The organism is Streptomyces sp. NPDC042100, from assembly GCF_055582325.1.
Genome location: NZ_JBVJDK010000002.1, coordinates 186,133 through 211,554 on the forward strand (window position 1 = coordinate 186,133; position 25,422 = coordinate 211,554).

Here is a 25,422-nt window from a genome sequence, read left to right on the forward strand (position 1 = left end):
GACACCACCGACACCGCTCAAGGAGCAGACATGACCTCCGCACGCTTCACCGGCCGCACCGTCCTCGTCACCGGCGGCGGGAGCGGCCTCGGCCGGGCCATCGCGCTCGCCTTCGCCGCCGAGGGCGCCAGGGTGGCCGTGGCCGGCCGCGGCGCCGCGCCCCTCGACGAGACGGTGGCGCTGATCGAGGCCGAGGGCGGCACCGCCGCCGCCTTCACCGCCGACGTGGCCGACGCCGGGTCCATGCGCCGGCTGGTCGCCTCGACGGTCGCGGCCTTCGGCGGGCTCGACGTCGCCGTCAACAACGCGGGGGTGTTCCGGGGCGGGCACTCCGCCGGCGACTTCCCGCTGGAGGACTGGCACACACTGCTCGACGTCAACGTCACGGGCGTGCTGCACGCGCTCCAGGCGGAGATCGCCCACATGCGCGGCCACGGCGGCGGGGCGATCGTCAACATCTCGTCCAACCTGGGCCCGCACGTGCGGATCCCGGGCGTCTTCGGCTACCAGGTCTCCAAGGCGGCCGTCTCCGCGCTCACCCGGGCCGCCGCCCTCGACCACGTGGCCGACGGCATCCGGATCAACGCGGTGAGCCCGGGGGCCTCGGAGTCCTCGATGTCGCTGCGGCCGGGCGAGACCGAGGCCGAGCGGGCGGTCCGGATGAAGGAGGAGTCGCCGCTGGGCCGGATCTCCTCGGCGGCGGAGGTGGCGGCGGCGGTGCTGCACCTGGCCTCCGACGCCGCCGGCTCGACGGTCGGCGCGGACCTGGTCGTCGACGGCGGCGTCTCCGCCTGACCCGCACGCGCGGGCGGGTCCCGCTCAGCCCTGGACGGCGGCCGGGTCCATCCAGAAGACCTCCCAGTGGTGCCCGTCCAGGTCGCTGAACGAACGCCCGTACATGAAGCCGTGGTCCATCGGCTCCTTGGCCTCGCCGCCGCCGGCGGCGAGGGCCGCGTCGGCCAGCTCGTCGACGGCCTCGCGGCTGTCGCGGCTGAGGGTGATCAGCACCTCGGTGTTCTTCGTCGCGTCGGAGATCTCCTTGCCCGGCGCGGTGAAGGTGCGGAACTTCTCCTCGGTGAGCAGCATGGCGAAGATCGTGTCGCTGATCACCAGACAGCCCGTCGACTCGTCCGAGAACTGGGGGTTGAAGGAGAAGCCCAGCTTGTTCCAGAAGGCCTTGGTGGCGTCGAGGTCCTTGGCGGGCAGGTTCACGAAGATCATCTGAGCCATGGTGTCGTCTCTCTCTTGTCTCTTCCGTACCGGTGCTTACGAGAGTGAAGACAGGGCGCGGCGGGAAAACTCATCGCCGCGCCGGAGATTTCTTCGAATCTCGTTCAGACGACGTTCTGGACGGAGGTCGTCCCGGTCCCGGAGTCCACGATTCCGGGCACCCCCGCGCCCCGCCCGGTCAGGTCGTTGCCGACCAGCCAGGTGCCGGTGGAGCCGGCCATGACGCCGAGCGCCGTGCCGCCGGCGCCGACGGCGGTCACGGTGGTGCCCTGGACGAAGGACCCGGCCGCGTTGCCGCCGACGCGGACGGCGTGGGCGGCGGCGCCGGTGATCCGGTTGCCGCGCAGGGTGGCGCCGTCGACGCCGGCGCTGATGCCGTGGCCGGTGGTGGTCAGGACGGTGTTGTCGGCGACGAGCGCGCCGGTGGCGGCGGAGTCCACGCCGATGCCGTCGCCCTGCACGTCGGAGACCTGGTTGCCGACGACGAGGGCGCCGGGCGAGGACTGGACGTGGATCGCCTGGCAGTTGCCGGTGGGGCTGGTGCGCAGGGTGGTGGTGACGGTGTTGCGGCTGACGGTGAGGCCGTCGGTCTGGCTCGCGTAGATCCCGGCCTCGCCCCTGACCGAGCGGATCGTGTTGCCGCCGATGGTGACGGCCCGGTGCCGGGCGCCGCCGGCCGGCACGGTGACCGTGATGCCGCCGCCGCCCTCGATGTCGTGCAGGGTGTTGCCGGTGACGGTGACGCCGTCGAGGGCGTTGCCCTGGGGCGAGTTGAGGTAGACCGCGTGGGAGGCGGTGCCGCCGATCACGTTGTCGGCGATGACCGAGTCCCGCCAGTCGGCGGCCCGCACCCCGTACGCCCCGCTCTTCTCGACCGTGTTGCCGATGACCCGGATCCGCCGGTGGGTCACGCCCTTGGCGCCCCAGTGGTCGCCGCACAGCGCGCCGAACGGGCCGGTGGCCGTCCCCGGGCGCAGGGTGCAGCCGGTGACCAGGATGTCCTCGCAGGGGGTGCCGTCGTACGCGGGGGCGGGCAGGTTGCCCTCGGTGGCGCAGGTGATCTGGACGGCCTCCTTGGTGGTGAGGCTCGCCCCGTCGCCGGGGTGGTGCCCGTCGAAGACGCAGTTCACGACGGCGGCGTCGCGGACCGCGTTGAGCTCGACGGCGTGCGCCGAGGGGGTGTCGACGAAGGTGCAGTCCATGACGAGGACGCCCTCGCAGTGGGCGAAGCCCATGGCGTCGCTCTGGGCGGTGAACTCGGCGCCGCGCATGTCCCAGGTGCCGCCGAGGACGGCGATGGAGCCCGCGCCCCGGTAGCCGGTGACGGAGGTGACGGAGTCGAAGTTCTTCAGCAGCCCGCCGGTGTTCCCGGTCCTGACGATCCGCGCCCCGTACGCGAGGACCGTGGCCCCGGCACCGACGACGAGGCCGGTGCCGGTCCGGTAGGTGCCCGGCGGGATCAGCAGGGTCGCCGGCCCGCCCACGGCCCTCAGGTCCGCGGCGGCCTTCCGGAAGGCGGCCGTGTCGTCGGCGACCCCGTCGCCGACGGCGCCTCGGGCGGTCACGTCGATCACGGTCCCGGCGGTGGCCTCGGCCGCCGAGGCCGGTGCCGCGCCGAGGACGGCGCCGCCGCCCCACGCCCCGACGAATCCGCCCATGGCCAGCATCAGTGAACGGCGCTCCACGCTGCGCTCCCCCTCGTGTTCCGTACGGGCGTTCCGTACGGGCGTCCCGCATACGCGTTCCGTGCGCGTACCGGACGAGGAGGCTACGTCAGCCCGGCCCCGGCCCGCCGCAGGGGCCCCTCGCCTCCCATCCGTCACCACGCGTTGACGTCCCGTCATCTCTCCGTTGACCCGCCCCTCCTAGGTTCCGGAGGCGCGCGACCCCGTCGCCGACCGGCGCGGCGGGGCGGTTCACACCTCGAACGGGAGTGGAACGTGGAGCGACGCGGTTTCCTGCGTGGAGCGGTCATCGGCACCTCGGCCGCCGTCTTCGGCGGCACCCTGTGGCGCGGGGCGGCCTTCGCCGCGCCCGCCCAGCCCGGCGTCGGCCCGTACGGGGCGCTCGGCGCCGCCGACGCGAACGGTATCCAGCTGCCGGCCGGCTTCACCAGCCGGGTGATCGCCCGGTCCGGCCAGGCGGTCCCCGGCACCTCGTACACCTGGCACAGCGCCCCGGACGGCGGCGCCTGCTTCGCCGACGGCACGGGCTGGATCTACGTGTCGAACTCGGAGATCAACCCGGGCGGCGGCGCGAGCGCGGTCCGCTTCGACGCCTCGGGCGCCGTCACCGGCGCCTACCGGGTGCTGTCCGGGACCCGGCAGAACTGCGCGGGCGGCAAGACCCCGTGGAACACCTGGCTGTCCTGCGAGGAGGTGTCGCTGGGCTACGTCTACGAGTCGAACCCCTGGGGCGGCACGGCCTACCGCCGGGACGCCATGGGCCGGTTCAAGCACGAGGCGGCGGCGGCCGACCCGGTCCGCAAGGTGGTCTACCTGACCGAGGACGAGACCGACGGCTGCCTCTACCGCTTCGTCCCGGCCACCTGGGGCGACCTGTCCGCGGGCACCCTCCAGGTCCTCAAGGCGGGCACGGCGACCTCCGGTTCCTTCACCTGGCAGACCGTGCCGGACCCGGACGGCTCGCCGACCACCACCCGCGCCCAGGTCTCCGGCGCCAAGCGCTTCAACGGCGGCGAGGGCTGCCACTACGCGGACGACACCGTCTGGTTCACCACCAAGGGCGACAACCGGGTCTGGCAGCTGAACGTGGCCGCCGGGACGTACGAACTGGCCTACGACGACTCGCTGGTGACGGGCGGCGGCGCCCCTCTGACGGGGGTCGACAACATCACCGGCACCGCCTCGGGCGACCTGTACGTCGCCGAGGACGGCGGCACCATGGAGATCTGCGTCATCACCCCGGACGACGTCGTCGCGCCCTTCCTGCGGATCGGCGGCCAGTCCGGCTCGGAGATCACCGGACCGGCCTTCTCGCCCGACGGGCGGCGGCTCTACTTCTCCAGCCAGCGCGGCACCAGCGGCAGCTCCTCGGGCGGCATCACCTACGAGGTGACCGGCCCGTTCCGCGCGTAGCAGCGCGTCTCGCGGGGGGCCCGGGCGCCGCCGAGCAGGGCGGCGCCCAGGGGGGTCAGGGTGTGCAGCACCGCGTTGCCGTGCCGCAGCGTGGTGACCAGACCGGCCTCGCGCAGCACGCCCGCGTGCTGGCTCGCGGAGGCGAGGGAGACCCCCGCCCGGCGGGCCAGCTCGCTGGTGGTGCCGCCCTCGCCGATGGCGCTGAGGACGGCGGAGCGGGTGTGGCCGACGAGCTTGGCGAGCGAGGGCAGCCCCGGCTCGCGCACCGCCGGCGCCTCGGAGTGGGTCACCGGGTAGACCAGGACCGGCGGCAGCCCGGGGTCGCGGAGCACGACCGGGGTGCCCCGGCAGAAGTAGGAGGGCTGGAGCAGCAGCCCGCGCCCGTCGAGGTACACGTCCCGCTCGACCGGGTAGTCGGCCTCCAGGACGGGGCTGCGCCAGCGGAGCATCGGCGGCAGCGAGTCCAGCAGCTCCTCCGCGCCGCCGTCGAGCAGGGCCCGCCCGCGCAGCGCCCGGTCGGCCTCGACCCTGGCCCGGATGTGCGACCAGTATGGCTCGACGGCGGCGCGGTGGTAGCCGCGGAGGGCCGCGACGAGCCGCCCGAGGGGCTCCGAGGCGCCCTCGGCGAGGGCCCGCAGCGCGGCGGGCACGGCGGGGCGGCCGGCCCGGGTGGCGCCGAGCAGAGCGAGCTCGGCGTGTATCCGGCCGGGCGGGGTCGCGCGTATCGCGTCGAGCCCCTCATCGACTCCGAGGACGCCCTGCGGCGGGGTCAGGAAGTCGGGGAAATAGCCGCGGCCCGGAACGAGCGCGGCGAGCAGCCGGGTCTCGGCGCCCAGCCGTACGCGGGCTTCCGACCGCCATTCGCCGTAGACCATCGGGCCACGCCGGTCCCTTAAACGGTGAAAACTGAGAATCGTTTCCCAGAGAACGTCCGGCTGGGCGGCCATCCGGACCCCCGCCAGATCGTTTCCGCTGAAATGAATCCGCAGCATCGAACCCCCACCTGTGCACTCGCAACCACCCCCGACGTCGAGTATGCACAGCATCACTGCACGTTACCAGGGTGTTTCAGCCACACTTGAAAAGCCTCGCGGCGAACGCCGGTCAACCGAAAAGCTGTGCGTGTCGGGCAGGAAACCTTCAGGACCGAGGTGACGTGGCGAAGACCGTGGGGGGCTTCGTCTCGTCCGGCGGCGGTCGGCGAGGTTACGGCTCAGCTGCCCGATGAAAAATGGGCGCGGCCTCCGGGTGGGGATCCGGAGGTCGCGCCTGTCTCATTCTTTGCGAAAGTTCAACGGCGTTTGAACAGCGCTCGACAAGGCCCATTGTCGTTCAATGTCCAATAATCCGATGCCCCGCATTCGCGCATGGACTTGAACAGGAACTCACATATATCCAACGATCATGTAACGCCGTGTCCGGAAGCGCCCCGGACGAAATACGACGGGGCGGACACCTCCGCACAAGGTGTCCGCCCCGCCCCTCTTGCGAACCGGAACCGCCGCCCATCGGTACTGAGGGTCGGGGACGGACGGCGGCTCCGGTGGTCATCGGGTCAGCGGCTGTCGCTGCCCTTCGACTCGGCCGCCGCGCGGCCGGCCTCCAGGCGCGCCACCGGGATCCGGAAGGGCGAGCAGGAGACGTAGTCCAGGCCCACCTCGTGGAAGAAGTGCACCGACTCCGGGTCGCCGCCGTGCTCGCCGCAGACGCCCAGCTTGATGTCGGGGCGGGTGGCGCGGCCGGCCTCGACGGCGCTGCGGACCAGGGCGCCGACGCCGTCCTTGTCGATGGTCTCGAAGGGGCTGACGCCGAAGATGCCCTTCTCCAGGTACGCGGTGAAGAAGCTGGCCTCCACGTCGTCGCGGGAGAAGCCCCAGACCGTCTGGGTGAGGTCGTTGGTGCCGAAGGAGAAGAACTCGGCGGCCTCGGCGATCTGACCGGCGGTCACGGCGGCGCGCGGCAGCTCGATCATGGTGCCCAGGGCCAGCTTGAGCTCGATGCCGGTCTGCGCCCGGACCTCGGCGATGACCTCCTCGGCCTCCTCGCGGACCAGCTCCAGCTCCTGGACGGTGCCGACGAGCGGGATCATGATCTCGACGCGCGGGTCGCCCTTGGCGTCGATCCGCTGGGCGGCGGCCTCGGCGATGGCGCGGACCTGCATGGTGAACAGGCCGGGGATGACCAGGCCGAGGCGGACGCCGCGCAGGCCCAGCATCGGGTTCTGCTCGTGCAGCCGGTGCACGGCCTGGAGCAGGCGCAGGTCGTTCTCGTGCGGCTCCTTGCGGGCCTCGGCGAGGGCGACGCGCACCGAGAGCTCGGTGATGTCGGGCAGGAACTCGTGCAGCGGCGGGTCGAGCAGGCGCACGGTGACGGGCAGCCCGTCCATGGCCTCGAAGAGCTCGACGAAGTCCTGCTTCTGCAGCGGGAGCAGCGCCTTCAGCGACTCCTCGCGCTCCTCGTCGGTGTCGGCGAGGATGAGCCGCTCGACGTACTGGCGGCGCTCGCCGAGGAACATGTGCTCGGTGCGGCACAGGCCGATGCCCTGGGCGCCGAAGCGGCGGGCGCGCGAGGCGTCCTCGGCGTTGTCGGCGTTGGCGCGGACGCGGAGCCGGCGGACGCGGTCGGCGTAGGCCATGATCCGGTGGACGGCCTGGACCAGCTCGTCGGCGTCGTCGGCGCCGGCGTGCATCCGGCCCTCGAAGTACTCGACGACCGGGGACGGTACGACGGGCACCTCGCCGACGTAGACCTTGCCGGTGGAGCCGTCGATGGAGACGACGTCGCCCTCCTCGATGACCACGCCGGAGGCGGTGGTCATGCGGCGGCGCTTGGTGTCGACCTCCAGCTCCTCGGCGCCGCAGACACAGGTCTTGCCCATGCCCCGGGCGACGACGGCGGCGTGCGAGGTCTTACCGCCGCGGGAGGTCAGGATGCCCTCGGCGGCGATCATGCCGTCCAGGTCGTCCGGGTTGGTCTCGCGGCGGATCAGGATGACCTTCTCGCCGGAGCGGGACCACTTGACGGCCGTGTACGAGTCGAAGACGGCCTTGCCGACGGCGGCGCCCGGGGAGGCGGCGATGCCCCGGCCGATCTGCTCGACCTTGGCCTTCTCGTCGAACTTGGGGAACATCAGCTGGGCGAGCTGGGCGCCGTTGACCCGCTGGAGCGCCTCGGCCTCGTCGATCAGGCCCTGGTCCACGAGCTGGGTGGCGATGCGGAAGGCGGCACCGGCGGTGCGCTTGCCGACGCGGGTCTGGAGCATCCAGAGCTGGCCGCGCTCGATGGTGAACTCGATGTCGCAGAGATCCTTGTAGTGGGTCTCCAGCGTGTTCATGATCTGCATGAGCTGGTCGTACGACTTCTTGTCGATCGACTCCAGCTCGGCGAGCGGCACGGTGTTGCGGATGCCGGCGACGACGTCCTCGCCCTGCGCGTTCTGGAGGTAGTCGCCGTAGACGCCCTCGTGGCCGGAGGCGGGGTCGCGGGTGAAGGCGACGCCGGTGCCGGAGTCGGGGCCGAGGTTGCCGAAGACCATCGAGCAGACGTTGACGGCGGTGCCGAGGTCGCCGGGGATGCGCTCCTGGCGGCGGTACAGCTTCGCGCGGTCGGTGTTCCAGGAGTTGAAGACGGCCTCGATGGCGAGGTCCATCTGCTCGCGCGGATCCTGGGGGAAGTCGCGGCCGGTCGCGGTGCCGACGATCCGCTTGAAGTGCTCGACGACCCGCTTCAGGTCCTCGGCGTCGAGGTCGGTGTCGCTGGTGACGCCCTTGGCGGCCTTGGCCTCGTCCAGGGCGTCCTCGAAGAGCTCGCCGTCCACGTCGAGGACGGTCTTGCCGAACATCTGGATGAGCCGGCGGTACGAGTCCCAGGCGAAGCGCGCGTTGCCGGCCTGGGCGGCGAGGCCCTCGACGGAGACGTCGGAGAGGCCGATGTTGAGGACCGTGTCCATCATGCCGGGCATGGAGAACTTGGCGCCGGAGCGGACCGAGACCAGCAGCGGGTCGTCCGCCTGGCCGAGCTTCTTGCCCATCCGGCGCTCCAGGGCGTCGAGGTGCGCGGTGACCTCGTCGCGGAGCTCGACCGGCTCGGAGCCGCTCTCCAGGTAGACCTTGCAGGCCTCGGTCGTGATCGTGAAGCCGGGGGGAACCGGCAGGCCGAGGTTGGTCATCTCGGCGAGGTTCGCGCCCTTGCCACCGAGCAGGTCCTTCAGGTCCTTGTTGCCCTCGGTGAAGTCGTAGACGAACTTCTGATCATTAATTTCCGACACGGGTCCCGACTCCTCGACGACTCGGTTGGCTGCCCTGACGGCGAGGAACATACCCAGATCGAAGGCTTCTGGGGAGGTACGCCTACCGGTCATCCGGTCTTAACCACCCGTCCGCCAGCACATCGAAAGTAACCGACCGGTAGCTTCCGCTTTCAGGCCCCGAAGTCGAGTTGACTCATTCCAGAGCTTCGCCGCTCACATGAGCGTTCAAATGACCATCTGTGTTCAACTCTTGAACGCAAAAAGGGTGGCACTCCGTGCCACCCTTCAAGCGGGAGACGGGCCCGTAACATGCTCATCTGAGCACTACCCCTATCAAGGGTGGCGAGAATCACTCGCCGGAAAGGGCCCGGAAGACGGCCCCGTCTCAGCCGCCGGACGTGTCCAGCTCCGCGTCCTCGCTCACCCCGGCGCAGTCGTACGGGTCCTTCAGCCAGCCATCCGGCAGGACGACCCGCCCATTTCCGGACGTACGACCCCGGGGGCCGTCCGCACCCACCGGCCAGGGCTGGTCCAGGTCGAGCTCGCTCAACTGAGCGCTCAGCTCGTCCAGCGACGAGGTGATGGCCAGCTTCTTGCGCATCTCCGAACCGACGGAGAAGCCCTTGAGGTACCAGGCCACGTGCTTGCGGAAGTCGACGACACCGCGCGACTCGTCGCCCAGCCACTCCCCGAGCAGCCGCGCGTGCCTCACCATCGTGTCCGCGACCACCCGCAGCCCCGGCTGCGCGTACGTGCCGGTGCCCTCGAAGCCCGCCACCAGGTCCCCGAAGAGCCAGGGCCGCCCGAGGCAGCCTCGGCCCACGACGACGCCGTCGACACCGGTCTCGCGCATCATCCGCAGGGCGTCGTCGGCGCACCAGATGTCGCCGTTGCCCAGCACCGGGATCTCCGGCACGTGCTCCTTGAGGCGCGCGATCGCGTCCCAGTCCGCCGTACCGCCGTAGTGCTGCGCGGCCGTCCTGCCGTGCAGGGCGATCGCCGTGACGCCCTCCTCGACGGCGATCCGCCCGGCGTCCAGGAAGGTGATGTGGTCGTCGTCGATGCCCTTGCGCATCTTCATCGTGACCGGCAGGTCGCCCGCGTTGGTCACGGCCTCGTGCAGGATCGCGCGCAGCAGCGGGCGCTTGTACGGCAGCGCGGAGCCGCCGCCCTTGCGGGTCACCTTCGGCACCGGGCAGCCGAAGTTCAGGTCGATGTGGTCGGCCAGGTCCTCGTCCACGATCATGCGGACGGCCTTGCCGACGGTCACCGGGTCGACGCCGTAGAGCTGGATCGACCGCGGCTTCTCGGTCTCGTCGAACCGGATGAGCTGCATGGTCTTCTCGTTGCGCTCGACCAGCGCCCTCGTCGTGATCATCTCGCTCACGAACAGCCCCTTCCCTCCGGAGAACTCACGGCAGAGGGTGCGGAAGGGGGCGTTGGTGATGCCGGCCATCGGCGCGAGCACCACCGGCGGCTGCACGATGTGCGGCCCGATGGCGAGGGGCGGGAACTCAGAAGACGCCGGAGACACCGGAGACGCAGCGGGCGCGGAAGGCGCCGACGACGCCGGAGAGCCGGAGAGCGGGGAGAGCGCGGTCATCCGCCCATTGTCGCGCACTGCGGAGGTCGTTAGACAGCCGTACTATCCGCACATGTCCGAGCGCACACCGCCACGGCCCGCCGCCGCGCCGCTCCCCCGGCGGCGCAGGCTGCTGGTCCTGGGCATCTGCTGCATGAGCCTGCTGATCGTCAGCCTGGACAACACCGCGCTCAACGTGGCGCTGCCCTCCCTCCAGCGCGACCTGGACGCCTCGGTCTCCGGGCTCCAGTGGACCATCGACGCCTACACCCTGGTGCTGGCCTCGCTGCTGATGCTCGCCGGCTCCACCGCCGACCGGATCGGCCGCCGCCGGGTCTTCACCACCGGGCTGGTGGTCTTCGTGCTCGGCTCGCTGCTCTGCTCCCTCGCGCCCAGCCTGGAGGCGCTGGTCGCGTTCCGGATGGTGCAGGCGGTGGGCGGCTCGATGCTCAACCCGGTCGCCATGTCGATCATCACCAACACCTTCACCGACCCGGCGGAGCGGGCGCGGGCCATCGGCGTCTGGGGCGGCGTCGTGGGCGTCTCCATGGCCGCGGGGCCGCTGGTCGGCGGGCTGCTGGTGGAGTCGGTCGGCTGGCGGGCGATCTTCTGGGTCAACCTGCCCATCGGCCTGACCGCGCTGCTGCTCACCCTGCGGTACGTCCCCGAGTCCCGCGCGCCCCGGCCCCGTCGCCCGGACCCGGTGGGCCAGGTCCTGGTGACACTGCTGCTGGCCTCGCTCACGTACGCGATCATCGAGACCAGCCCGGTCTTCGCCGGGGTGGCGGCCGTGGCGCTGGCCGGGATCCTCGTCTACGAGCCGCGCCGCCGCGAGCCGCTGATCGACCTGCGGTTCTTCCGCAGCGCCCCGTTCAGCGGCGCCACCGTGATCGCGGTCTGCGCCTTCGCCGCGCTCGGCGGCTTCCTCTTCCTGAACACGCTCTACCTCCAGGACGTCCGGGGCCTGTCGGCCCTGCACGCCGGGCTCTTCATGCTGCCCATGGCGGCGATGACCTTCGTCTTCGCGCCGCTGTCCGGGCGCCTGGTGGGGGCGCGCGGGCCGCGCCCCTCACTGCTGGCCTCGGGGACGGCGATGGCCGCCGGGGCGCTGCTGTTCGCCGCCTTCGACGCGGAGCGGAGCACGCCGCTGCTGTTCACCGGGTACGTGGTCTTCGGCATCGGCTTCGGCATGGTGAACGCGCCGATCACCGACACGGCGGTGTCCGGGATGCCCCGCGCGCAGGCCGGGGTGGCGGCGGCGGTGGCCTCCACCAGCCGTCAGATCGGCCAGACGCTGGGGGTCGCGGTGGCGGGCGCGGTGCTGAGCGCGGGGCTGGCCTCGGCGGCACACGCGAGGTCCCTGGACGGCTTCGCGGCGGCGAGCGGCCTGGCGTACTGGATCATCACGGGCTGCGGGCTGTGCGTCCTGGCGGCCGGGGCACTGACCAGTGGGGCGTGGGCGCGCGGGACGGCGGAGCGGGCGGCCCGGCGGATGGCGGCCGAGGACGCGGACCGTCAGGCGCCGGCGAGGACGCCGTCCGCCTGAGCCCCGGCGCTCCTGGAGCTGGTCGGGGCGCGGGTGGCACAGGGTGCCGCGACGGCCCTGATGCTGCCGCGGGTGCTCGCGCCCCTTCACTCCTCGACGTCGGTGCCCGGCACGAGCCGCGCACCGACCGGCGGGACGGGACGCCGCTCGCACTCGTCGGGGTGAACGAGAGGACTAGTGAATGACAGATATTGAAATCTGTCATCGGTCATGCCATGGTTGATGGCATGACGACCACGACCCCCCTCCCCACCCGTTCCCTCGGCACCACCGGCCCCCGGGTCTCCGCCCTCGGCCTCGGCTGCATGGGCATGTCCGCGCTGTACGGCGAGAGCGACCGCGCCGAGTCGATCGCGACCATCCACGCCGCCCTCGACGCCGGGGTGACCCTGCTGGACACCGGCGACTTCTACGGCATGGGGCACAACGAGCTGCTGATCCAGGAGGCGCTGCGCACCGCCCCCGCGCCCGCCCGGGAGCAGGCCCTCACCAGCGTGAAGTTCGGCGCCCTGCGCACGGTGGAGGGCGGCTTCAGCGGCTACGACGGCCGCCCCGCCGCCGTGAAGAACTTCGCGGCCTACTCGCTCCAGCGCCTGGGCACCGACCACATCGACATCTACCGGATCGCCCGCGTCGACCCCGACGTGCCGATCGAGGAGACGATCGGGGCCATCGCCGAGCTGGTCGAGGCGGGTCACGTCCGGCACATCGGCCTCTCCGAGGTCGGCGCCGACACCCTGCGCCGGGCGGCGGCCGTCGCCCCGATCTCCGACCTCCAGATCGAGTACTCGCTGATCTCCCGCGGCATCGAGGAGAAGATCCTGCCGGCCGCCCGGGAGCTCGGCATCGGCGTCACGGCCTACGGGGTCCTCTCCCGAGGCCTGATCAGCGGCCACTTCACCCGGGACCGGGAGCTCGGCGCGGGCGACTTCCGCGGCATGTCCCCCCGCTTCCAGGGGGAGAACCTGTCGCGCAACCTGGACCTGGTCGACCGGCTCCGCGAGGTCGCCGAGGCCAAGGGCGTGACGGTCGCCCAGACCGCCATCGCCTGGGTCCTCGCCCAGGGCCCCCGGCAGGGCGCGGACATCGTCCCGCTGATCGGCGCCCGCCGCCGGGACCGGCTGGCCGAGGCGCTCGGCGCGATGGAGGTGACCCTGGACGCGGCCGACCTGGCGGCGATCGAGGAGGCCGTCCCGGCGGGCGCGGCGGCCGGCGAGCGCTACCCGGAGGCCCAGATGGCCCACCTGGACAGCGAGCACTGACCGGTAGTGTCGGTGCCATGGCCGCCACCGAAACGCTGACCGCAGAGCGCATCCTCGAAGCCACCGAGGAGGTGCTGCGCCGCTACGGCCCCGCGAAGGCGACCGTCGTGGACGTGGCCCGGGTGCTCGGCGTCAGCCACGGCAGCGTCTACCGCCACTTCCGCACCAAGGCGGCCCTGCGCGAGGCGGTCACCGAGCGCTGGCTCTCGCGCACCGAGACCGTCCTGGCCGAGCTGACCGGCACCCCGGGCACGCCCGCGCCGGAGAAGCTGCACTCCTGGTTCTCGACCCTCTTCGAGGCCAAGCGGCACAAGGCGGGCGACGACCCGGAGCTGTTCGCGACCTACGGGGTGCTGATCGACGAGAACAGCGGCGTGGTGGACCAGCACGTCGACGTGCTGATCGGCCAGGTGCGCTCGATCGTCGAGGAGGGCGCCCGCGAGGCCGAGTTCACCGCCGCCGACCCGGACGCGACGGCCCGCGCGCTCTTCCACGCCACCGCCCGCTTCCACGACCCGGCCTACGCGCCGGAGTGGCGACGGCCCGCGATCGAGGCGGAGTTCGAGTCGGTGGTCGGCCTGCTGCTGCGCGGCCTGCGCCCGTAGCGGACTCTCCGGGTCCACGGACGGAGACACGGACGGAGACACGGACGGAGACACGGACGGAGACACGGGAAGGCCCCCGGTTCCTCAGCGGAACCGGGGGCCTTCCCGTACGTCGTGCCGGACTCAGCAGCCGAGCAGGCGGCTGCCCAGGTAGCCCTGGATCTGGTCCAGGGAGACGCGCTCCTGCTTCATGGTGTCGCGCTCGCGCACGGTCACCGCGTTGTCGTCGAGGGTGTCGAAGTCGACGGTGACGCAGTAGGGGGTGCCGATCTCGTCCTGGCGACGGTAGCGGCGGCCGATGGCGCCGGCGTCGTCGAACTCGATGTTCCAGTTCTGCCGCAGGTCGGCCGCGAGGCCCTTGGCCTTCGGCGAGAGCTGCGCGTTGCGGGACAGCGGCAGGACCGCGACCTTGACCGGGGCCAGGCGGTGGTCGAGGCGCAGCACGGTGCGCTTCTCCAGGACGCCCTTGGCGTTCGGCGCCTCGTCCTCGATGTAGGCGTCGAGGAGGAAGGCGAGCATGGCCCGGCCGACACCGGCCGCCGGCTCGATGACGTACGGCGTGTAGCGCTCGCCCGACTCCTGCTCGTGGAACTGGAGGCTGGCGCCGGAGGCCTTGGAGTGGGCCGTCAGGTCGTAGTCGGTGCGGTTGGCGACGCCCTCCAGCTCGCCCCACTCGCTGCCGCCGAAGGAGAAGCGGTACTCGATGTCGGCGGTGCGCTTGGAGTAGTGGGAGAGCTTCTCCTTCGGGTGCTCGAACCAGCGCATGTTCTCCTCACGGAGACCCAGGCCGGTGTACCAGTTCCAGCGCTGCTCCATCCAGTACTCCTGCCACTGCTCGTCCTCGCCCGGCTTGACGAAGAACTCCATCTCCATCTGCTCGAACTCGCGCGTGCGGAAGATGAAGTTGCCCGGAGTGATCTCGTTCCGGAAGGACTTGCCCATCTGCGCGATGCCGAACGGGGGCTTCTTGCGCGCGGTGGTCTGCACCTGGGCGAAGTTGGTGAAGATGCCCTGGGCGGTCTCCGGGCGCAGGTACGCGACGGAGCCGGTGTCCTGGGTCGGGCCGAGGTGGGTGGAGAGCAGGCCCGAGAAGTTCTTGGGCTCGGTGAAGGTGCCCTTGTTGCCGCAGTTGGGGCAGTTGAGCTCGGTCAGGCTCCCGGGGAGACGGCCGTGCTTCTCCTCGAACGCCTCCTCCAGGTGGTCGGCGCGGAAGCGCTTGTGGCAGGAGGTGCACTCGGTCAGCGGGTCGGTGAAGGTGGCGACGTGCCCGGACGCCTCCCAGACCTCGGTGGCCAGGATGACGGACGAGTCGATGCCGACGACGTCCTCGCGGGCGGTGACCATGTAGCGCCACCACTGACGCTTGAGGTTCTCCTTGAGCTCGACACCCAGCGGTCCGTAGTCCCAGGCGGCACGCTGACCGCCGTAGATCTCGCTGCACGGGTAGACGAAGCCACGGCGCTTGCTCAGGCTGACGATGGTGTCGATCTTGTCGGCGGCCACGGTGCTCTCTTCATTACGACGACGAAGTGCGAATGCCACAGGTTACCGGCGCCCGCACCCCCTCTTTCAAATCGGTTCCCCGTCGGCCGGGAGTGGCCGGGAACACAGCGGGACGAAGCGTTCGGCAATTGACAACCGTTTCCATCTTTGTTGAAAATGAGTGTCATGAACGTACGACGCCTGATACCCACCACCGCCGTCGCCGGAGCCGCCGCCCTCGGGCTTCTCACCCTCTCCGCCTGTTCCGGTACCTCGAACGCGGCCGACGGGAGAAACGGTGACAAGCTGGACGTGGTGGCGTCGTTCTACCCCATGCAGTACCTGGCCGAGCAGATAGGCGGCGGCCATGTGGCCGTCGACACGCTCACCAAGCCCGGCGTCGAGCCGCACGACCTGGAGCTCAAGCCCAAGCAGATCGGCCGGCTCGGCGAGGCCGACGTCGTCCTCTACCTCAAGGGCATCCAGCCCGCCGTCGACGACGCCGTCGCCCAGGCGGGCGTGAAGCACACCGTCGACGCGGCCACCCTGACCAAGCTGGAGAAGCACGGCACCGAGGTCGGCCACGACCACGGCCACGAGGGCCACGACCACGGCGCCGAAGAGGCCGGTCACGAGGGCCATGACCACGGTCACGGCCACTCCCACACCTCCCAGGACGGCACCGACCCGCACATCTGGCTCGACCCGGTGAAGTACGCCGAGGTCGCCAAGGGCGTGGGCGCCGCCTTCGAGAAGGCCGACCCGGACCACGCGGCCGACTACAAGAAGAACACCGACGCCCTGGTGAAGAAGCTCGGCGAGCTGAACACGCAGTTCGAGACCGGCCTCAAGAACACCACCACCCGCACCTTCATCACCACCCACTCCGCCTTCGGCTACCTCGCCGAGCGCTACCACCTGAAGCAGGAGGGCATCAGCGGCATCGACCCCGAGTCCGAGCCGAGCCCCGCCCGCATCAAGCAGCTTCAGGACATCGCGAAGAAGGACAAGGTCACCACCGTCTTCTTCGAGACGCTCGCCAGCGACAAGACCGCCAAGACCCTCGCGGCCGACACCGGTCTCAAGACCGACGTGCTCGACCCCCTGGAGGGAATCACGGAGAAGTCCAAGGGCGCTGACTACCTCGAGGTCATGCGGTCCAACCTCGTCGCGCTGCAGAAGGCCCTCGGCGCGAAGTGACACCCAAGCAGCAGCAGGAGGCACCCGTGAGCGCCGATGTGAGCTCTTCCGACGTGAGCCCGTCCGACGTGGGCACAGCAGCGCACGACGGACCCGTCATCGTCGTCCGCGGAGCCACCGCGGCCCTCGGCTCGCGCCCCGTGCTGCGCGGCGTCGACCTCACCGTCCAGCGCGGTGAGGTCGTCGCCCTGCTCGGCGCGAACGGCTCCGGCAAGTCCACCGCCGTCCGCTCCGTCATCGGCCAGGTGCCGCTGACCGGCGGCACGATCGAGCTGTTCGGCACCGAGCAGAAGCGGTTCCGCGACTGGGCCCGCGTCGGCTACGTGCCGCAGCGCACCACCGCCGCCAGCGGCGTGCCCGCCACCATCCGCGAGGTCGTCACCTCCGGCCGGCTCTCCCGCCGCCGCTTCGGCCTCATCACCAGGGCCGACCGGGCCGCCGTCGACCGGGCCATCGGCCTCGTCGGGCTCACCGACCGCGCCAGGGACTCGGTCTCCGCGCTCTCCGGCGGCCAGCACCAGCGCGTGCTCATCGCCCGCGCGCTGGCCTCCGAGCCCGAGCTGCTGATCATGGACGAGCCGATGGCCGGCGTGGACCTCGCCAGCCAGGAGATCCTCGCCGCCACCCTGCGCGAGCAGGTCGCCGGCGGCACCTCCGTCCTCCTCGTCCTGCACGAGCTGGGCCCGCTGGAGCCGCTGATCGACCGCGCCGTCGTGCTGCGCGACGGCTGCGTCGTCCACGACGGCCCGCCGCCGAAGGCCGTCGGCCAGCACGCGCTGCCCGGCCACGACCACGTCCACCCGCACGCGGCCGACGAGCCGCTCCGTACCGGTCTGCTGACCTGAGGACGCCCCATGGAATTCCTCCAGCTCGCCTTCATGCAGCGGGCGCTCATCGCGGCCGTCCTCGTCGGCGTCACCGCGCCCGCCGTCGGCATCTACCTCGTCCAGCGGCGCCAGGCGCTGATGGGCGACGGCATCGGCCATGTCGCCATGACCGGTGTCGGCCTCGGCTTCCTGCTCAACAGCAGCCCCGTGTGGATGGCCACCGCCGTCGCCGTGGTCGGCGCCGTCGCCATGGAGCTGATCCGCGCCTTCGGCAAGACCCGAGGCGACCTCGCCCTCGCGCTGCTCTTCTACGGCGGCATGGCCGGCGGCGTGCTGCTGATCAACCTCTCGCCGACCGGCTCCAACGCCAACCTCAACTCCTTCCTCTTCGGCTCCCTCTCGACGGTCTCCGCCGAGGACGTCACGGCCATCGGCGTCCTGGCCGCCTTCGTCGTCCTCGTCACCGTCGGCCTGCGCCGCCAGCTCTTCGCGGTCAGCCAGGACGAGGAGTTCGCCCGCGTCACCGGTCTGCCGGTGCGCCTCCTCAACCTGCTCATCGCCGTCACCGCCGCCGTCACCGTCACCGTGGCCATGCGGGTCGTCGGCCTGCTCCTGGTCAGCGCCCTGATGGTGGTCCCGGTCGCCGCCGCCCAGCAGCTGTCCCGGTCCTTCCGCAGCACCTTCGTGCTCTCCGTCGTCATCGGCACCGGCGTCACCCTGACCGGCACGATCACCTCCTACTACCAGGACGTGCCGCCCGGCGCGACGATCGTGCTCCTCGCGATCGCGGTCTTCATCGGCCTCACCGTCCTCGCGACCCCGCTCGCCCGGCGGCGCGCCCGGGCCGCCGAGACCGCCGCGCGGGCCTGCGACGCCGGGCTCCCGGCCGCCCGGCGCCCCACCGACGACGTGAAGGTCTGATCACGGTCCGGATCCGGCGGGGCGGGGGGCTGGCAGAATGGCGGGGGCAGACAAGATTCAAGGAGGCCCCCGTGGTGACGGCAGGACCCCCCGTACGAGGCCGCTCGACGAAGCAGCGGGCCGCCGTGTCGGCGGCGCTGAACGAGGTGGACGAGTTCCGCTCCGCTCAGGAGCTGCACGACATGCTCAAGCACCGCGGTGACTCCGTCGGCCTCACCACCGTCTACCGCACGCTCCAGTCCCTCGCCGAGGCGGGCGAGGTGGACGCGCTGCGCACCAGTGACGGCGAGACGGTCTACCGGCGCTGTTCGACCGGCGACCACCACCACCATCTGGTCTGCCGCGTCTGCGGCAAGGCCGTCGAGGTGGAGGGCCCGGCCGTGGAGCAGTGGGCGGAGACGATCGCGTCCGAGCACGGCTTCGTGAACGTGGCGCACACCGTCGAGATCTTCGGCACCTGCGCGGAGTGCGCGGCGAAGTGACCCGATCCGGCCACCCGGCCTGACATACGACCCGACCTGACATACGAGGAGGCCCGCACCGATCCGATTCGGTGCGGGCCTCCTCGCGTCCCGGCGGAGCCGGGGCCGACGGTTCCGGGGTCAGCGGATCCGCTTGGTGTTCCGCTCCAGGATCTCCCGCACCCGGTCGGCGTCCGCCGGGTCGGCCAGCCCCCGCTTGGGCAGGAAGGCGACGCCCACCCGGCCCTTGTCGGACGAGAGCAGCACGAACTGGTCCGCCGTCTCGGCGTGCCGGGAGAACAGCTCCCAGCGCCCCATGACCTCGGAGTCCCGGCTCTTCCAGCGGACCCCGTCCTCCTCGACCCGGGCCCGGTGCTCCCCCTGCCGCTCGATCAGCGGGAAGAGCTGCCGGGCGGTGAGCCGGGGCATGAGCGGCACCAGGACGAGCCCCATCACCCCGAGCGCCGCCACGAAGACCATCCCGCCCACCGCGGGCTCGCCGGGCGCGAAGAGCAGCACGACGAGCGCCACGGCCGCGAGCACCGAGGTGATCCGCATGAGCACCCGCGCGCGCCGGAAGGTCCCGAAGCGCATCTGGACGCGTATCGCGTCGAAGACGTCGTCCCGCGTGGGCGTGTAGACCAGCTCCACCATGTCCCGGTCCCCGCTCAGCCCTTTTCCAGGACCGCGAGGTCCGCCGGGTCCACGCCGCCGAAGCGCCGGTCGCGCTGGGCGTACTCGACGCAGGCCCGCCACAGGTCTCGGCGGTCGAAGTCGGGCCACAGCACGTCCTGGAAGACCATCTCGGCGTACGCGCTCTGCCAGATCAGGTAGTTGGAGGTGCGCTGCTCGCCGCTGGGGCGGAGGAAGAGGTCGACGTCCGGCATGTCCGGGTAGTACAGGTACTTCTGGATCGTCTTCTCAGTGATCTTCGCGGGGTCCAGCCGGCCCGCCTTCACGTCCTCGGCGAGCGCCTGCGCCGCGTCCGTCAGCTCGGCCCGGCCGCCGTAGTTCATGCAGAAGTACAGCGTCAGCCTGGTGTTGTCCTTGGTCTGCTCCTGGGCGACCTGGAGCTCCTTGGCGACCGACTTCCACAGCTTGGGCATCCGGCCCACCCAGCGCACCCGCACGCCGAGGGAGTCGAGCTGGTCGCGGGACTTGCGGATGAAGTCGCGGTTGAAGTTCATCAGGAAGCGCACCTCCTCGGGGGAGCGCTTCCAGTTCTCGGTGGAGAAGGCGTACAGCGAGATCGAGCCCACGCCCATCTCGATCGCGCCCTGGAGCACGTCCAGCACCTGCTCGGCGCCGACCTTGTGGCCCTCGGTGCGGGGCAGTCCGCGCTCCTTGGCCCAGCGCCCGTTCCCGTCCATGACGATCGCGACGTGCTCGGGCACGAGCTCGGACTGGAGCTTCGGCGGGCGGGCTCCGGACGGGTGCGGCTCGGGGGTGGCGTACTCCCGGCGCTGCCGTCCGAGAAGTCGTGCGATGGCCATGGCGATGGGTCTCCTAGCTCTTCTCTACGTACCGCAGCGAGCGGAGCCCGCGCTCCAGGTGCCAGTGCAGATAGGCGGACACGAGGCCGCTGCCCTCCCTGACGTGACGCGGCTCGCACGCGTCCGCCGTCGCCCAGTCGCCGGTGAGCAGCGCGCTGAGCAGACCTACGGCCTCCGCAGAGGGTACGACGCTTCCGGGCACCCGGCAGTCGCCGCATATGACACCACCGGCGCCGACCGAAAAGAACCGGTTGGGCCCGGGAAGGCCGCATTTCGCACAGTCGTCGAAGCTGGGCGCGTAGCCGTTCACCGCGAGCGAGCGGAGCAGGAAGGCGTCGAGGATCAGATGCGGCGCGTGCTCCCCGCGCGCCAGCGTCCGCAGCCCGCCCACGAGCAGCAGATACTGCTGCACGGCGGGCTCCCCCTCGTGGTCGGTGAACCGCTCCGCCGTCTCCAGCATCGCGGTGCCCGCGGTGTACCGGGCGTAGTCCGTGACGATCCCGCCGCCGTACGGGGCGATGGTCTCGCTCTGTGTGCACAGCGGCAGCCCGCGGCCGATCAGCTCACTCCCCCGAGCGAAGAACTGCACGTCCACGTGCGAGAACGGTTCGAGCCGCGCGCCGAACTTCGACTTGGTCCGGCGCACCCCGCGCGCGACGGCGCGCACCCGCCCGTGGCCGCGCGTGAGCAGCGTGATGATGCGGTCCGCTTCACCCAGCTTCTGGGTGCGCAGCACGATGCCGTCGTCGCGGAACAGGCTCATGGCCCCATTCTCCCGCACGGGACCGACAGCCCGGGCCCGGCGCCCCCGGGTCGGGCCTCAGCGCCCGTCGTCGGCGGTGCGGGTGACGACGGCTCCGAAGAGGGCGAGGCCCTTGATGACGACGCGGGGCCGGCCGGGCGTCCCGGTGTGCCGGGCGGCCCGCTTGTCGAAGATCCCGAACAGGCCGAGGCCGCGCACCTCGACGTCGATGTCCGCCGGGACCCGGATCTTCGTGCCGCCCCAGAGGGCGACGGCGCGGATCTCGGTGTCGTGGCTGCTGAAGCGCGCGTCGCTGAGGTCGAGTTCGCCGCCGCCCCACATGGACCAGGTCGTCATGCGCGGCGGCACCACCCAGCGGCCCCGGCGGTGGAAGCCGCCGAAGATCCCCGCGACGAAGCCGCCGGAGGTCGGCGGCCGGTCCACGACGAGCGCGTCCCGGGGCCCTGGGACGGGGAGGCCGCGGCAGGCCGTTTCGAGCTGGCCGCGGGTGCGGGCGGCGTGAAGTTCGTCGAGTCGGGCCGGGAGCTCGTCGAGCGCGAGCCGGCCGTGCTCGACGGCGGCGCGCAGCCGCTCCTCGGCGGCGTGGCGCTCCCGGTCGGAGGCGAGGATGTCGGGCTCGTGCGGAGTCATGGCAGGCGACCTCGGTGGTAGGCGGTGAGCCTGGAGGATCCTAGGGCGCCGGCGGGCGCCTCTCCAGCCCGCCGGGACCGCCGACGGCCGCAGCCCGCCGGGACCGCCACCGGCCGCGCCGCGTCCTCCCCGGCCCCGGACGGGCCCCGTGCGCGTCCGGACGGGGACCTGGTCTACGGTGGACCGATCCCCCCCGTCTCCACTTATGGAACCCATAAGTCCGGCTTATGAGGCCATAGACCGGGCCCGGGTACCGCTCCGTTCGGCGCATTATTTAGGGTGACCTAAGTGCGGCGGGCCCTCGCCGACACGTCGCTTGCGAAGGGAAACCCGTCATGCCCCGCCCCCTCCGGGTCGCGATCGTCGGCGCCGGCCCCGCCGGAATCTACGCCGCTGACGCGCTGCTGAAGTCCGAGGCCGCCGTCGAGCCGGGTGTGTCCATCGACCTCTTCGAGCGGATGCCCGCCCCCTTCGGCCTGATCCGCTACGGCGTCGCGCCCGACCACCCGCGCATCAAGGGCATCATCACCGCCCTCCACCAGGTGCTCGACAAGCCGCAGATCCGCCTCTTCGGCAACGTCGACTACGGCACCGACGTGCACCTGGACGACCTGCACGCCTTCTACGACGCGGTGGTCTTCTCCACCGGCGCCACCGCCGACCGCGCCCTGGACATCCCCGGCATCGAGCTGGACGGCTCCTACGGCGCCGCCGACTTCGTCTCCTGGTACGACGGGCACCCGGACGTGCCGCGCACCTGGCCGCTGGAGGCCGAGAAGGTCGCCGTCCTCGGCGTCGGCAACGTGGCCCTCGACGTGGCCCGCGTGCTCGCCAAGACCGCCGACGAGCTGCTGCCCACCGAGATCCCCGCCAACGTCTACGAGGGCCTCAAGGCCAACAAGGCGCTGGAGATCCACGTCTTCGGCCGCCGCGGCCCCGCCCAGGCCAAGTTCAGCCCCATGGAGCTGCGCGAGCTGGACCACTCGCCGAACATCGAGGTCATCGTCAACCCCGAGGACATCGACTACGACGAGGGCTCCATCGCCGAGCGGCGCAAGAACAAGCAGACCGACATGGTCGCCAAGACCCTGGAGAACTGGGCGATCCGCGACATCGGCGAGCGCCCGCACAAGCTCTTCCTGCACTTCTTCGAGTCGCCCACCGAGATCCTCGGCGAGGACGGCTCGGTCGTCGGCCTGCGCACCGAGCGCACCGAGCTCGACGGCACCGGCAACGTGAAGGGCACCGGAAAGACGACCGACTGGGACGTCCAGGCCGTCTACCGCGCGGTCGGCTACCTCTCCGACGAGCTGCCCAAGCTGCCCTGGGACGCCGCCAGCGGCACCGTCCCGGACGCCGGCGGCCGGGTCGTCGAGGAGAGCGGCGCCCACCTGCCCTCCACGTACGTCACCGGCTGGATCCGGCGCGGCCCCGTCGGCCTCATCGGCCACACCAAGGGCGACGCCAACGAGACCGTCGCCAACCTCCTCGACGACCACGCCCACGGGCGGCTGCTCACGCCCGAGTCCCCGCAGGAGGAGGCCGTGGTCGCCTTCCTGGAGGGCAAGGGCATCGCGTACACCACCTGGGAGGGCTGGTACGCGCTGGACGCCGCCGAGAAGGCGCTCGGCGAGCCGCAGGGCCGCGAGCGCGTGAAGATCGTCGAGCGGGACGAGATGCTGCGCGCCAGCGGCGTCGAGCTCGGCTGACGCGCCCCGCCCCACCGCACCACCCGACGGCGTGGACCCCCGCTCTACAGCGGCGTGGTCCGCGCCGTCGCTCTACAGCGGCGTGGTCCGCGCCGTCGCCAGGAGCCGGGCCGTGTCGTCGGCGCACAGCGCCAGCGCGTTGCCCACGGTGCCCAGCACCTCCCGCTCCGCCGGCGTGTACGGGCCGTCGGCCAGCGCGATCCGGGCGCCCTGGAGCAGGATCGCCTCGCGGCCCGCGGCGGCCAGGTGCGGGGCGAGCGGTTCGAGGGCCTCGTGCAGCTCGATGGCGAGGGCCGCTCCCCCGCTGCTGACGTCGGGCAGGAAGCGTCCGGTGTCGGCGGCGAGCGCCTCGACCAGGTCGACGAGCTGGAGGGCCGTACAGTCCGTGAACCCGGCCGCCCGGACCCCGGCGGCGGCGGTGTCCACGGCGCCTCGGGAACCGGTGCCGCCGGCCGCCAGGACGGCCAGCGCGACCGTGTGCACGGCGTCGCGCAGCATCGCCGAGAACCGGCCCGTGGTCGGATGGGTCAGCACGTCCGTGCCGAAGTGGGTGTGGCAGGCGGCGCACTCGACGACCGGGCCCGCGTCGCCCCGGGGCAGCAGCGGCACGCCCAGCAGGGCGAAGCGCCGGCGGCCCGTCCGGCGCCGGTAGTTCCGGTCGCCGCCGCACTCCTCGCAGAAGAACTCGCCGTCGCCGACGGTGTTCCAGGAGGTGCGGATTCCGCAGAGAACCCTGCTCCGCTCCGATGACTTCCGCGCTGGCCGCACGCCGCACCTCCTTCACCTCCCGGCAACATTGCCGGCGTTGGCGTGATGTTAGCCACATCGATGATGCGGCGTCAGCACCTCGTCAGCAGAACGCCGGGGAGATGGCCGAGACCCGCCGGGCCCCGAGGGGGCGCGGCGGGTCCGGTGCGGGGGCTCAGGAGGCGCGCTTGCGCAGCTTCGCGAAGGCCAGGAAGCCGCCGCCGAGCAGGACCACCGCCGCGGCGACGCCCATCGCGGCGGGCCCGAAGGCCGAGCCGGTGGTGGCGAGATCACCCTCCGGGGTGGACGAGGGCGAGGGGGCCGGGGCGCCCTCCGACGAGGTCGGGGACGGCGAGGAGGTCTCCGGGGCCGACTCCGAGGGGGTGGGGGTGGCCGAGCCGGGCGGGGTGGTGGCGGGGGTGCTCGGGGTGGCCGGCGCGCTCGGCACGTCCGTCGGGGTGGGCTTGGGCCGCTCGGGGGTGACCGGGGGCTTGCCGGGGGTGGTCTCGCCGGGCAGGCAGCCGGTGAAGTTCATCTGGTGGGTCTCGGCGCCCGGGACGGTGAGGAGCTTCTCGGCGACGACGGAGCCGTTGACGTGGCCGGGGCCGACGCCGGGGCCGCCCATCTCGACGGTGGCGTTCGGCGCGAAGATCGTGCCGGGCCAGGAGGTGTAGTTCTTCTTGACGCTCTCGGCCTGCGGGAAGTTCCACAGCAGCTTGGAGCGGACGCTCTTGAAGTCGGCGCTGCCCGCGTTGTAGTCGTCCATGACCAGGGCGCCCTTGGCCGCGTCCCAGAGGTAGACGCCGTAGGTGGGCGCGGTGCTCATGTCGTACGCGCCGCCGAGCACGTTCACCAGGGTGGAGGAGCCCGCCGGGACCTTGATCGATATCGCGCCGGCCTTCTGGAGGTCGGCGGCGGCGACGGCGAAGACGTTCAGCTTGGCGTCGGTGCCGGTGAGCATCAGGCCCTGGTAGTCGGTGGAGCGGCCGACGGTGCCGTTGGGCTCGACCGCGGCCCAGCCGGTGGAGAGGGCGCGCAGGGCGGCGAACTCCTTGCCGAAGTCGATCGGCGAGGGGCCCTCCTTCACCTTGTCGCCGTCGACGCCGAAGCCCGAGCCCTTGGTGGAGCGGTCGACGACCTTGCCGGCGACGCCGGTGCCCTTGTCGAGGACGACCTGGTTGGCGTAGAGCGTGCCGCCGACGACGAGGCTGTGGCCGCCGGGGAGGGCCGCGAGGTCGCCGGAGGTGAGGCGGCTGCCGATGGAGAAGCCGGAGGGCCGCTTCGGGTCGCCGAAGGTGGCGTCGCCGCCGACGGCGACGGCGCCCTCGGAGTCGGAGTGGCGCACGGAGTCCTTCTCGACGAACTCGGCGTAGCGCCCGGCGACGCCGAGCGGATTCGTCTCACACGCGGTGGTGGCGGAGGCGGCGGGGGCCCAGACGAGGGCGGCACCGGTCACCGCGAGGGCGGCGGCCACGGCAGCGGGCGTGCGCATGGGAGCTCCAGGTCAGGAGTGCGGGGAGGGTGTCCGAGTGGACGGTCCGAGTGGACGAGCCGACCTTCCGTCATGCGTTGATGTGGCGTCAACTCACCTGATATGCCACTGAATCCGGCATGTCG

At 71.8% G+C, this 25,422-nt stretch carries 22 protein-coding genes; 10 read left to right on the forward strand and 12 right to left on the reverse strand.

Features of this window, described 5'->3' with window-relative positions:
- Positions 1 to 30: 30 nt before the first annotated feature.
- Positions 31 to 795, forward strand: a complete 765-nt coding sequence (locus ACZ6J5_RS05080) for an SDR family NAD(P)-dependent oxidoreductase (protein WP_469387735.1) — start codon at positions 31 to 33, stop codon at positions 793 to 795.
- 24 nt (positions 796 to 819) lie between these two features.
- Here ACZ6J5_RS05080 and ACZ6J5_RS05085 read toward each other — a convergent pair whose 3' ends face one another.
- Together ACZ6J5_RS05085 and ACZ6J5_RS05090 are read right to left on the reverse strand one after the other, a co-directional pair.
- Complete coding sequence (locus ACZ6J5_RS05085; protein WP_469387736.1) at positions 820 to 1,230, reverse strand: VOC family protein; 411 nt, start codon at positions 1,228 to 1,230, stop codon at positions 820 to 822.
- 104 nt (positions 1,231 to 1,334) lie between these two features.
- Positions 1,335 to 2,915 (reverse strand): right-handed parallel beta-helix repeat-containing protein, encoded by a 1,581-nt coding sequence (locus ACZ6J5_RS05090; RefSeq protein WP_469387738.1) that lies wholly within the window; start codon positions 2,913 to 2,915, stop codon positions 1,335 to 1,337.
- Positions 2,916 to 3,170: 255 nt separating this feature from the next.
- On the opposite strand from ACZ6J5_RS05090, the gene ACZ6J5_RS05095 reads away from it, so the two are divergent.
- Entirely contained in the window at positions 3,171 to 4,328 is a 1,158-nt protein-coding gene (locus ACZ6J5_RS05095) for a PhoX family protein (RefSeq protein ID WP_469387740.1), read from the forward strand.
- Here the strand turns inward: ACZ6J5_RS05095 and ACZ6J5_RS05100 are convergent.
- The 3 genes from ACZ6J5_RS05100 to dusB form a co-directional block, all read right to left on the reverse strand.
- Positions 4,298 to 5,320: an ArsR/SmtB family transcription factor gene (locus tag ACZ6J5_RS05100; protein ID WP_469387742.1), complete on the reverse strand. Its 1,023-nt coding sequence runs from the start codon at positions 5,318 to 5,320 to the stop codon at positions 4,298 to 4,300. The genes ACZ6J5_RS05095 and ACZ6J5_RS05100 overlap by 31 nt on opposite strands.
- Positions 5,321 to 5,883: 563 nt before the next feature.
- Positions 5,884 to 8,595: a pyruvate, phosphate dikinase gene (gene ppdK, locus ACZ6J5_RS05105; protein WP_469388651.1), complete on the reverse strand. Its 2,712-nt coding sequence runs from the start codon at positions 8,593 to 8,595 to the stop codon at positions 5,884 to 5,886.
- 367 nt (positions 8,596 to 8,962) lie between these two features.
- Positions 8,963 to 10,180 carry a tRNA dihydrouridine synthase DusB gene (gene dusB, locus ACZ6J5_RS05110; RefSeq protein ID WP_469387744.1) on the reverse strand — a complete coding sequence of 406 codons (1,218 nt, stop codon included), beginning with the start codon at positions 10,178 to 10,180 and terminating at the stop codon, positions 8,963 to 8,965.
- Positions 10,181 to 10,232: 52 nt separating this feature from the next.
- Between dusB and ACZ6J5_RS05115 the strand changes: the two genes are divergently transcribed.
- The 3 genes from ACZ6J5_RS05115 (at position 10,233) to ACZ6J5_RS05125 (ending at position 13,572) form a co-directional block, all read left to right on the forward strand.
- On the forward strand, positions 10,233 to 11,705 hold the full coding sequence (locus ACZ6J5_RS05115; protein ID WP_469387746.1) for an MFS transporter: 1,473 nt from the start codon (positions 10,233 to 10,235) through the stop codon (positions 11,703 to 11,705).
- A gap of 227 nt (positions 11,706 to 11,932) precedes the next feature.
- Positions 11,933 to 12,967, forward strand: coding sequence for an aldo/keto reductase (locus ACZ6J5_RS05120; protein WP_469387748.1), 1,035 nt, complete (start codon positions 11,933 to 11,935; stop codon positions 12,965 to 12,967).
- 17 nt (positions 12,968 to 12,984) lie between these two features.
- Positions 12,985 to 13,572 carry a TetR/AcrR family transcriptional regulator gene (locus ACZ6J5_RS05125; protein WP_469387750.1) on the forward strand — a complete coding sequence of 196 codons (588 nt, stop codon included), beginning with the start codon at positions 12,985 to 12,987 and terminating at the stop codon, positions 13,570 to 13,572.
- A gap of 123 nt (positions 13,573 to 13,695) precedes the next feature.
- On the opposite strand, the gene ACZ6J5_RS05130 is transcribed toward ACZ6J5_RS05125, so the two are convergent.
- Positions 13,696 to 15,075 (reverse strand): glycine--tRNA ligase, encoded by a 1,380-nt coding sequence (locus ACZ6J5_RS05130; RefSeq protein ID WP_469387752.1) that lies wholly within the window; start codon positions 15,073 to 15,075, stop codon positions 13,696 to 13,698.
- 165 nt (positions 15,076 to 15,240) lie between these two features.
- Here ACZ6J5_RS05130 and ACZ6J5_RS05135 point away from each other — a divergent pair, with 165 nt between their 5' ends.
- The 4 genes from ACZ6J5_RS05135 (at position 15,241) to ACZ6J5_RS05150 (ending at position 18,484) form a co-directional block, all read left to right on the forward strand.
- Entirely contained in the window at positions 15,241 to 16,254 is a 1,014-nt protein-coding gene (locus tag ACZ6J5_RS05135) for a metal ABC transporter substrate-binding protein (RefSeq protein WP_469387754.1), read from the forward strand.
- 68 nt (positions 16,255 to 16,322) lie between these two features.
- Positions 16,323 to 17,099: a metal ABC transporter ATP-binding protein gene (locus ACZ6J5_RS05140; protein WP_469388652.1), complete on the forward strand. Its 777-nt coding sequence runs from the start codon at positions 16,323 to 16,325 to the stop codon at positions 17,097 to 17,099.
- Between the two features lie 9 nt (positions 17,100 to 17,108).
- The gene (locus ACZ6J5_RS05145; protein WP_469387756.1) at positions 17,109 to 18,002 is read left to right on the forward strand and encodes a metal ABC transporter permease; all 894 of its coding nucleotides are present in this window, start codon (positions 17,109 to 17,111) and stop codon (positions 18,000 to 18,002) included.
- A 71-nt stretch (positions 18,003 to 18,073) separates the two neighbouring features.
- Positions 18,074 to 18,484: a Fur family transcriptional regulator gene (locus tag ACZ6J5_RS05150; protein ID WP_362482997.1), complete on the forward strand. Its 411-nt coding sequence runs from the start codon at positions 18,074 to 18,076 to the stop codon at positions 18,482 to 18,484.
- Positions 18,485 to 18,604: 120 nt separating this feature from the next.
- Here ACZ6J5_RS05150 and ACZ6J5_RS05155 read toward each other — a convergent pair whose 3' ends face one another.
- From ACZ6J5_RS05155 to ACZ6J5_RS05170, 4 genes are read right to left on the reverse strand one after another with little or no spacing between them, the layout of a single operon-like run.
- Positions 18,605 to 19,117, reverse strand: a complete 513-nt coding sequence (locus ACZ6J5_RS05155) for a YcxB family protein (RefSeq protein WP_469387759.1) — start codon at positions 19,115 to 19,117, stop codon at positions 18,605 to 18,607.
- A 14-nt stretch (positions 19,118 to 19,131) separates the two neighbouring features.
- The gene (locus ACZ6J5_RS05160) at positions 19,132 to 19,956 is read right to left on the reverse strand and encodes an isoprenyl transferase (RefSeq protein WP_469387760.1); all 825 of its coding nucleotides are present in this window, start codon (positions 19,954 to 19,956) and stop codon (positions 19,132 to 19,134) included.
- A gap of 13 nt (positions 19,957 to 19,969) precedes the next feature.
- A complete protein-coding gene (recO, locus tag ACZ6J5_RS05165; RefSeq protein WP_469387762.1) occupies positions 19,970 to 20,719 on the reverse strand; it encodes a DNA repair protein RecO in 750 nt (249 codons plus the stop codon).
- Between the two features lie 57 nt (positions 20,720 to 20,776).
- The gene (locus tag ACZ6J5_RS05170) at positions 20,777 to 21,349 is read right to left on the reverse strand and encodes a DUF1707 SHOCT-like domain-containing protein (RefSeq protein ID WP_469387764.1); all 573 of its coding nucleotides are present in this window, start codon (positions 21,347 to 21,349) and stop codon (positions 20,777 to 20,779) included.
- A gap of 335 nt (positions 21,350 to 21,684) precedes the next feature.
- Between ACZ6J5_RS05170 and ACZ6J5_RS05175 the strand changes: the two genes are divergently transcribed.
- Positions 21,685 to 23,058, forward strand: a complete 1,374-nt coding sequence (locus ACZ6J5_RS05175) for an FAD-dependent oxidoreductase (protein ID WP_469387766.1) — start codon at positions 21,685 to 21,687, stop codon at positions 23,056 to 23,058.
- A gap of 72 nt (positions 23,059 to 23,130) precedes the next feature.
- Here ACZ6J5_RS05175 and ACZ6J5_RS05180 read toward each other — a convergent pair whose 3' ends face one another.
- Together ACZ6J5_RS05180 and ACZ6J5_RS05185 are read right to left on the reverse strand one after the other, a co-directional pair.
- A complete protein-coding gene (locus tag ACZ6J5_RS05180) occupies positions 23,131 to 23,826 on the reverse strand; it encodes a tellurite resistance TerB family protein (RefSeq protein ID WP_469387768.1) in 696 nt (231 codons plus the stop codon).
- 154 nt (positions 23,827 to 23,980) lie between these two features.
- Complete coding sequence (locus ACZ6J5_RS05185; protein WP_469387771.1) at positions 23,981 to 25,297, reverse strand: choice-of-anchor A family protein; 1,317 nt, start codon at positions 25,295 to 25,297, stop codon at positions 23,981 to 23,983.
- Positions 25,298 to 25,422 lie beyond the last annotated feature (125 nt).

Bases quoted from the DNA above. Each gene is read 5' to 3' on its own strand.
- ACZ6J5_RS05185 (WP_469387771.1), bottom strand. From the start codon at position 25,297: ATGCGCACGCCCGCTGCCGTGGCCGCCGCCCTCGCGGTGACCGGTGCC.
- dusB (WP_469387744.1), bottom strand. From the start codon at position 10,180: ATGACCGCGCTCTCCCCGCTCTCCGGCTCTCCGGCGTCGTCGGCGCCT.
- ACZ6J5_RS05155 (WP_469387759.1), bottom strand. From the start codon at position 19,117: ATGGTGGAGCTGGTCTACACGCCCACGCGGGACGACGTCTTCGACGCG.
- ACZ6J5_RS05115 (WP_469387746.1), top strand. From the start codon at position 10,233: ATGTCCGAGCGCACACCGCCACGGCCCGCCGCCGCGCCGCTCCCCCGG.
- ACZ6J5_RS05170 (WP_469387764.1), bottom strand. From the start codon at position 21,349: ATGACTCCGCACGAGCCCGACATCCTCGCCTCCGACCGGGAGCGCCAC.
- ACZ6J5_RS05120 (WP_469387748.1), top strand. From the start codon at position 11,933: ATGACGACCACGACCCCCCTCCCCACCCGTTCCCTCGGCACCACCGGC.
- recO (WP_469387762.1), bottom strand. From the start codon at position 20,719: ATGAGCCTGTTCCGCGACGACGGCATCGTGCTGCGCACCCAGAAGCTG.
- ACZ6J5_RS05175 (WP_469387766.1), top strand. From the start codon at position 21,685: ATGCCCCGCCCCCTCCGGGTCGCGATCGTCGGCGCCGGCCCCGCCGGA.
- ACZ6J5_RS05125 (WP_469387750.1), top strand. From the start codon at position 12,985: ATGGCCGCCACCGAAACGCTGACCGCAGAGCGCATCCTCGAAGCCACC.
- ACZ6J5_RS05145 (WP_469387756.1), top strand. From the start codon at position 17,109: ATGGAATTCCTCCAGCTCGCCTTCATGCAGCGGGCGCTCATCGCGGCC.
- ACZ6J5_RS05100 (WP_469387742.1), bottom strand. From the start codon at position 5,320: ATGCTGCGGATTCATTTCAGCGGAAACGATCTGGCGGGGGTCCGGATG.
- ACZ6J5_RS05085 (WP_469387736.1), bottom strand. From the start codon at position 1,230: ATGGCTCAGATGATCTTCGTGAACCTGCCCGCCAAGGACCTCGACGCC.
- ACZ6J5_RS05160 (WP_469387760.1), bottom strand. From the start codon at position 19,956: ATGGCCATCGCACGACTTCTCGGACGGCAGCGCCGGGAGTACGCCACC.
- ACZ6J5_RS05135 (WP_469387754.1), top strand. From the start codon at position 15,241: ATGAACGTACGACGCCTGATACCCACCACCGCCGTCGCCGGAGCCGCC.
- ACZ6J5_RS05080 (WP_469387735.1), top strand. From the start codon at position 31: ATGACCTCCGCACGCTTCACCGGCCGCACCGTCCTCGTCACCGGCGGC.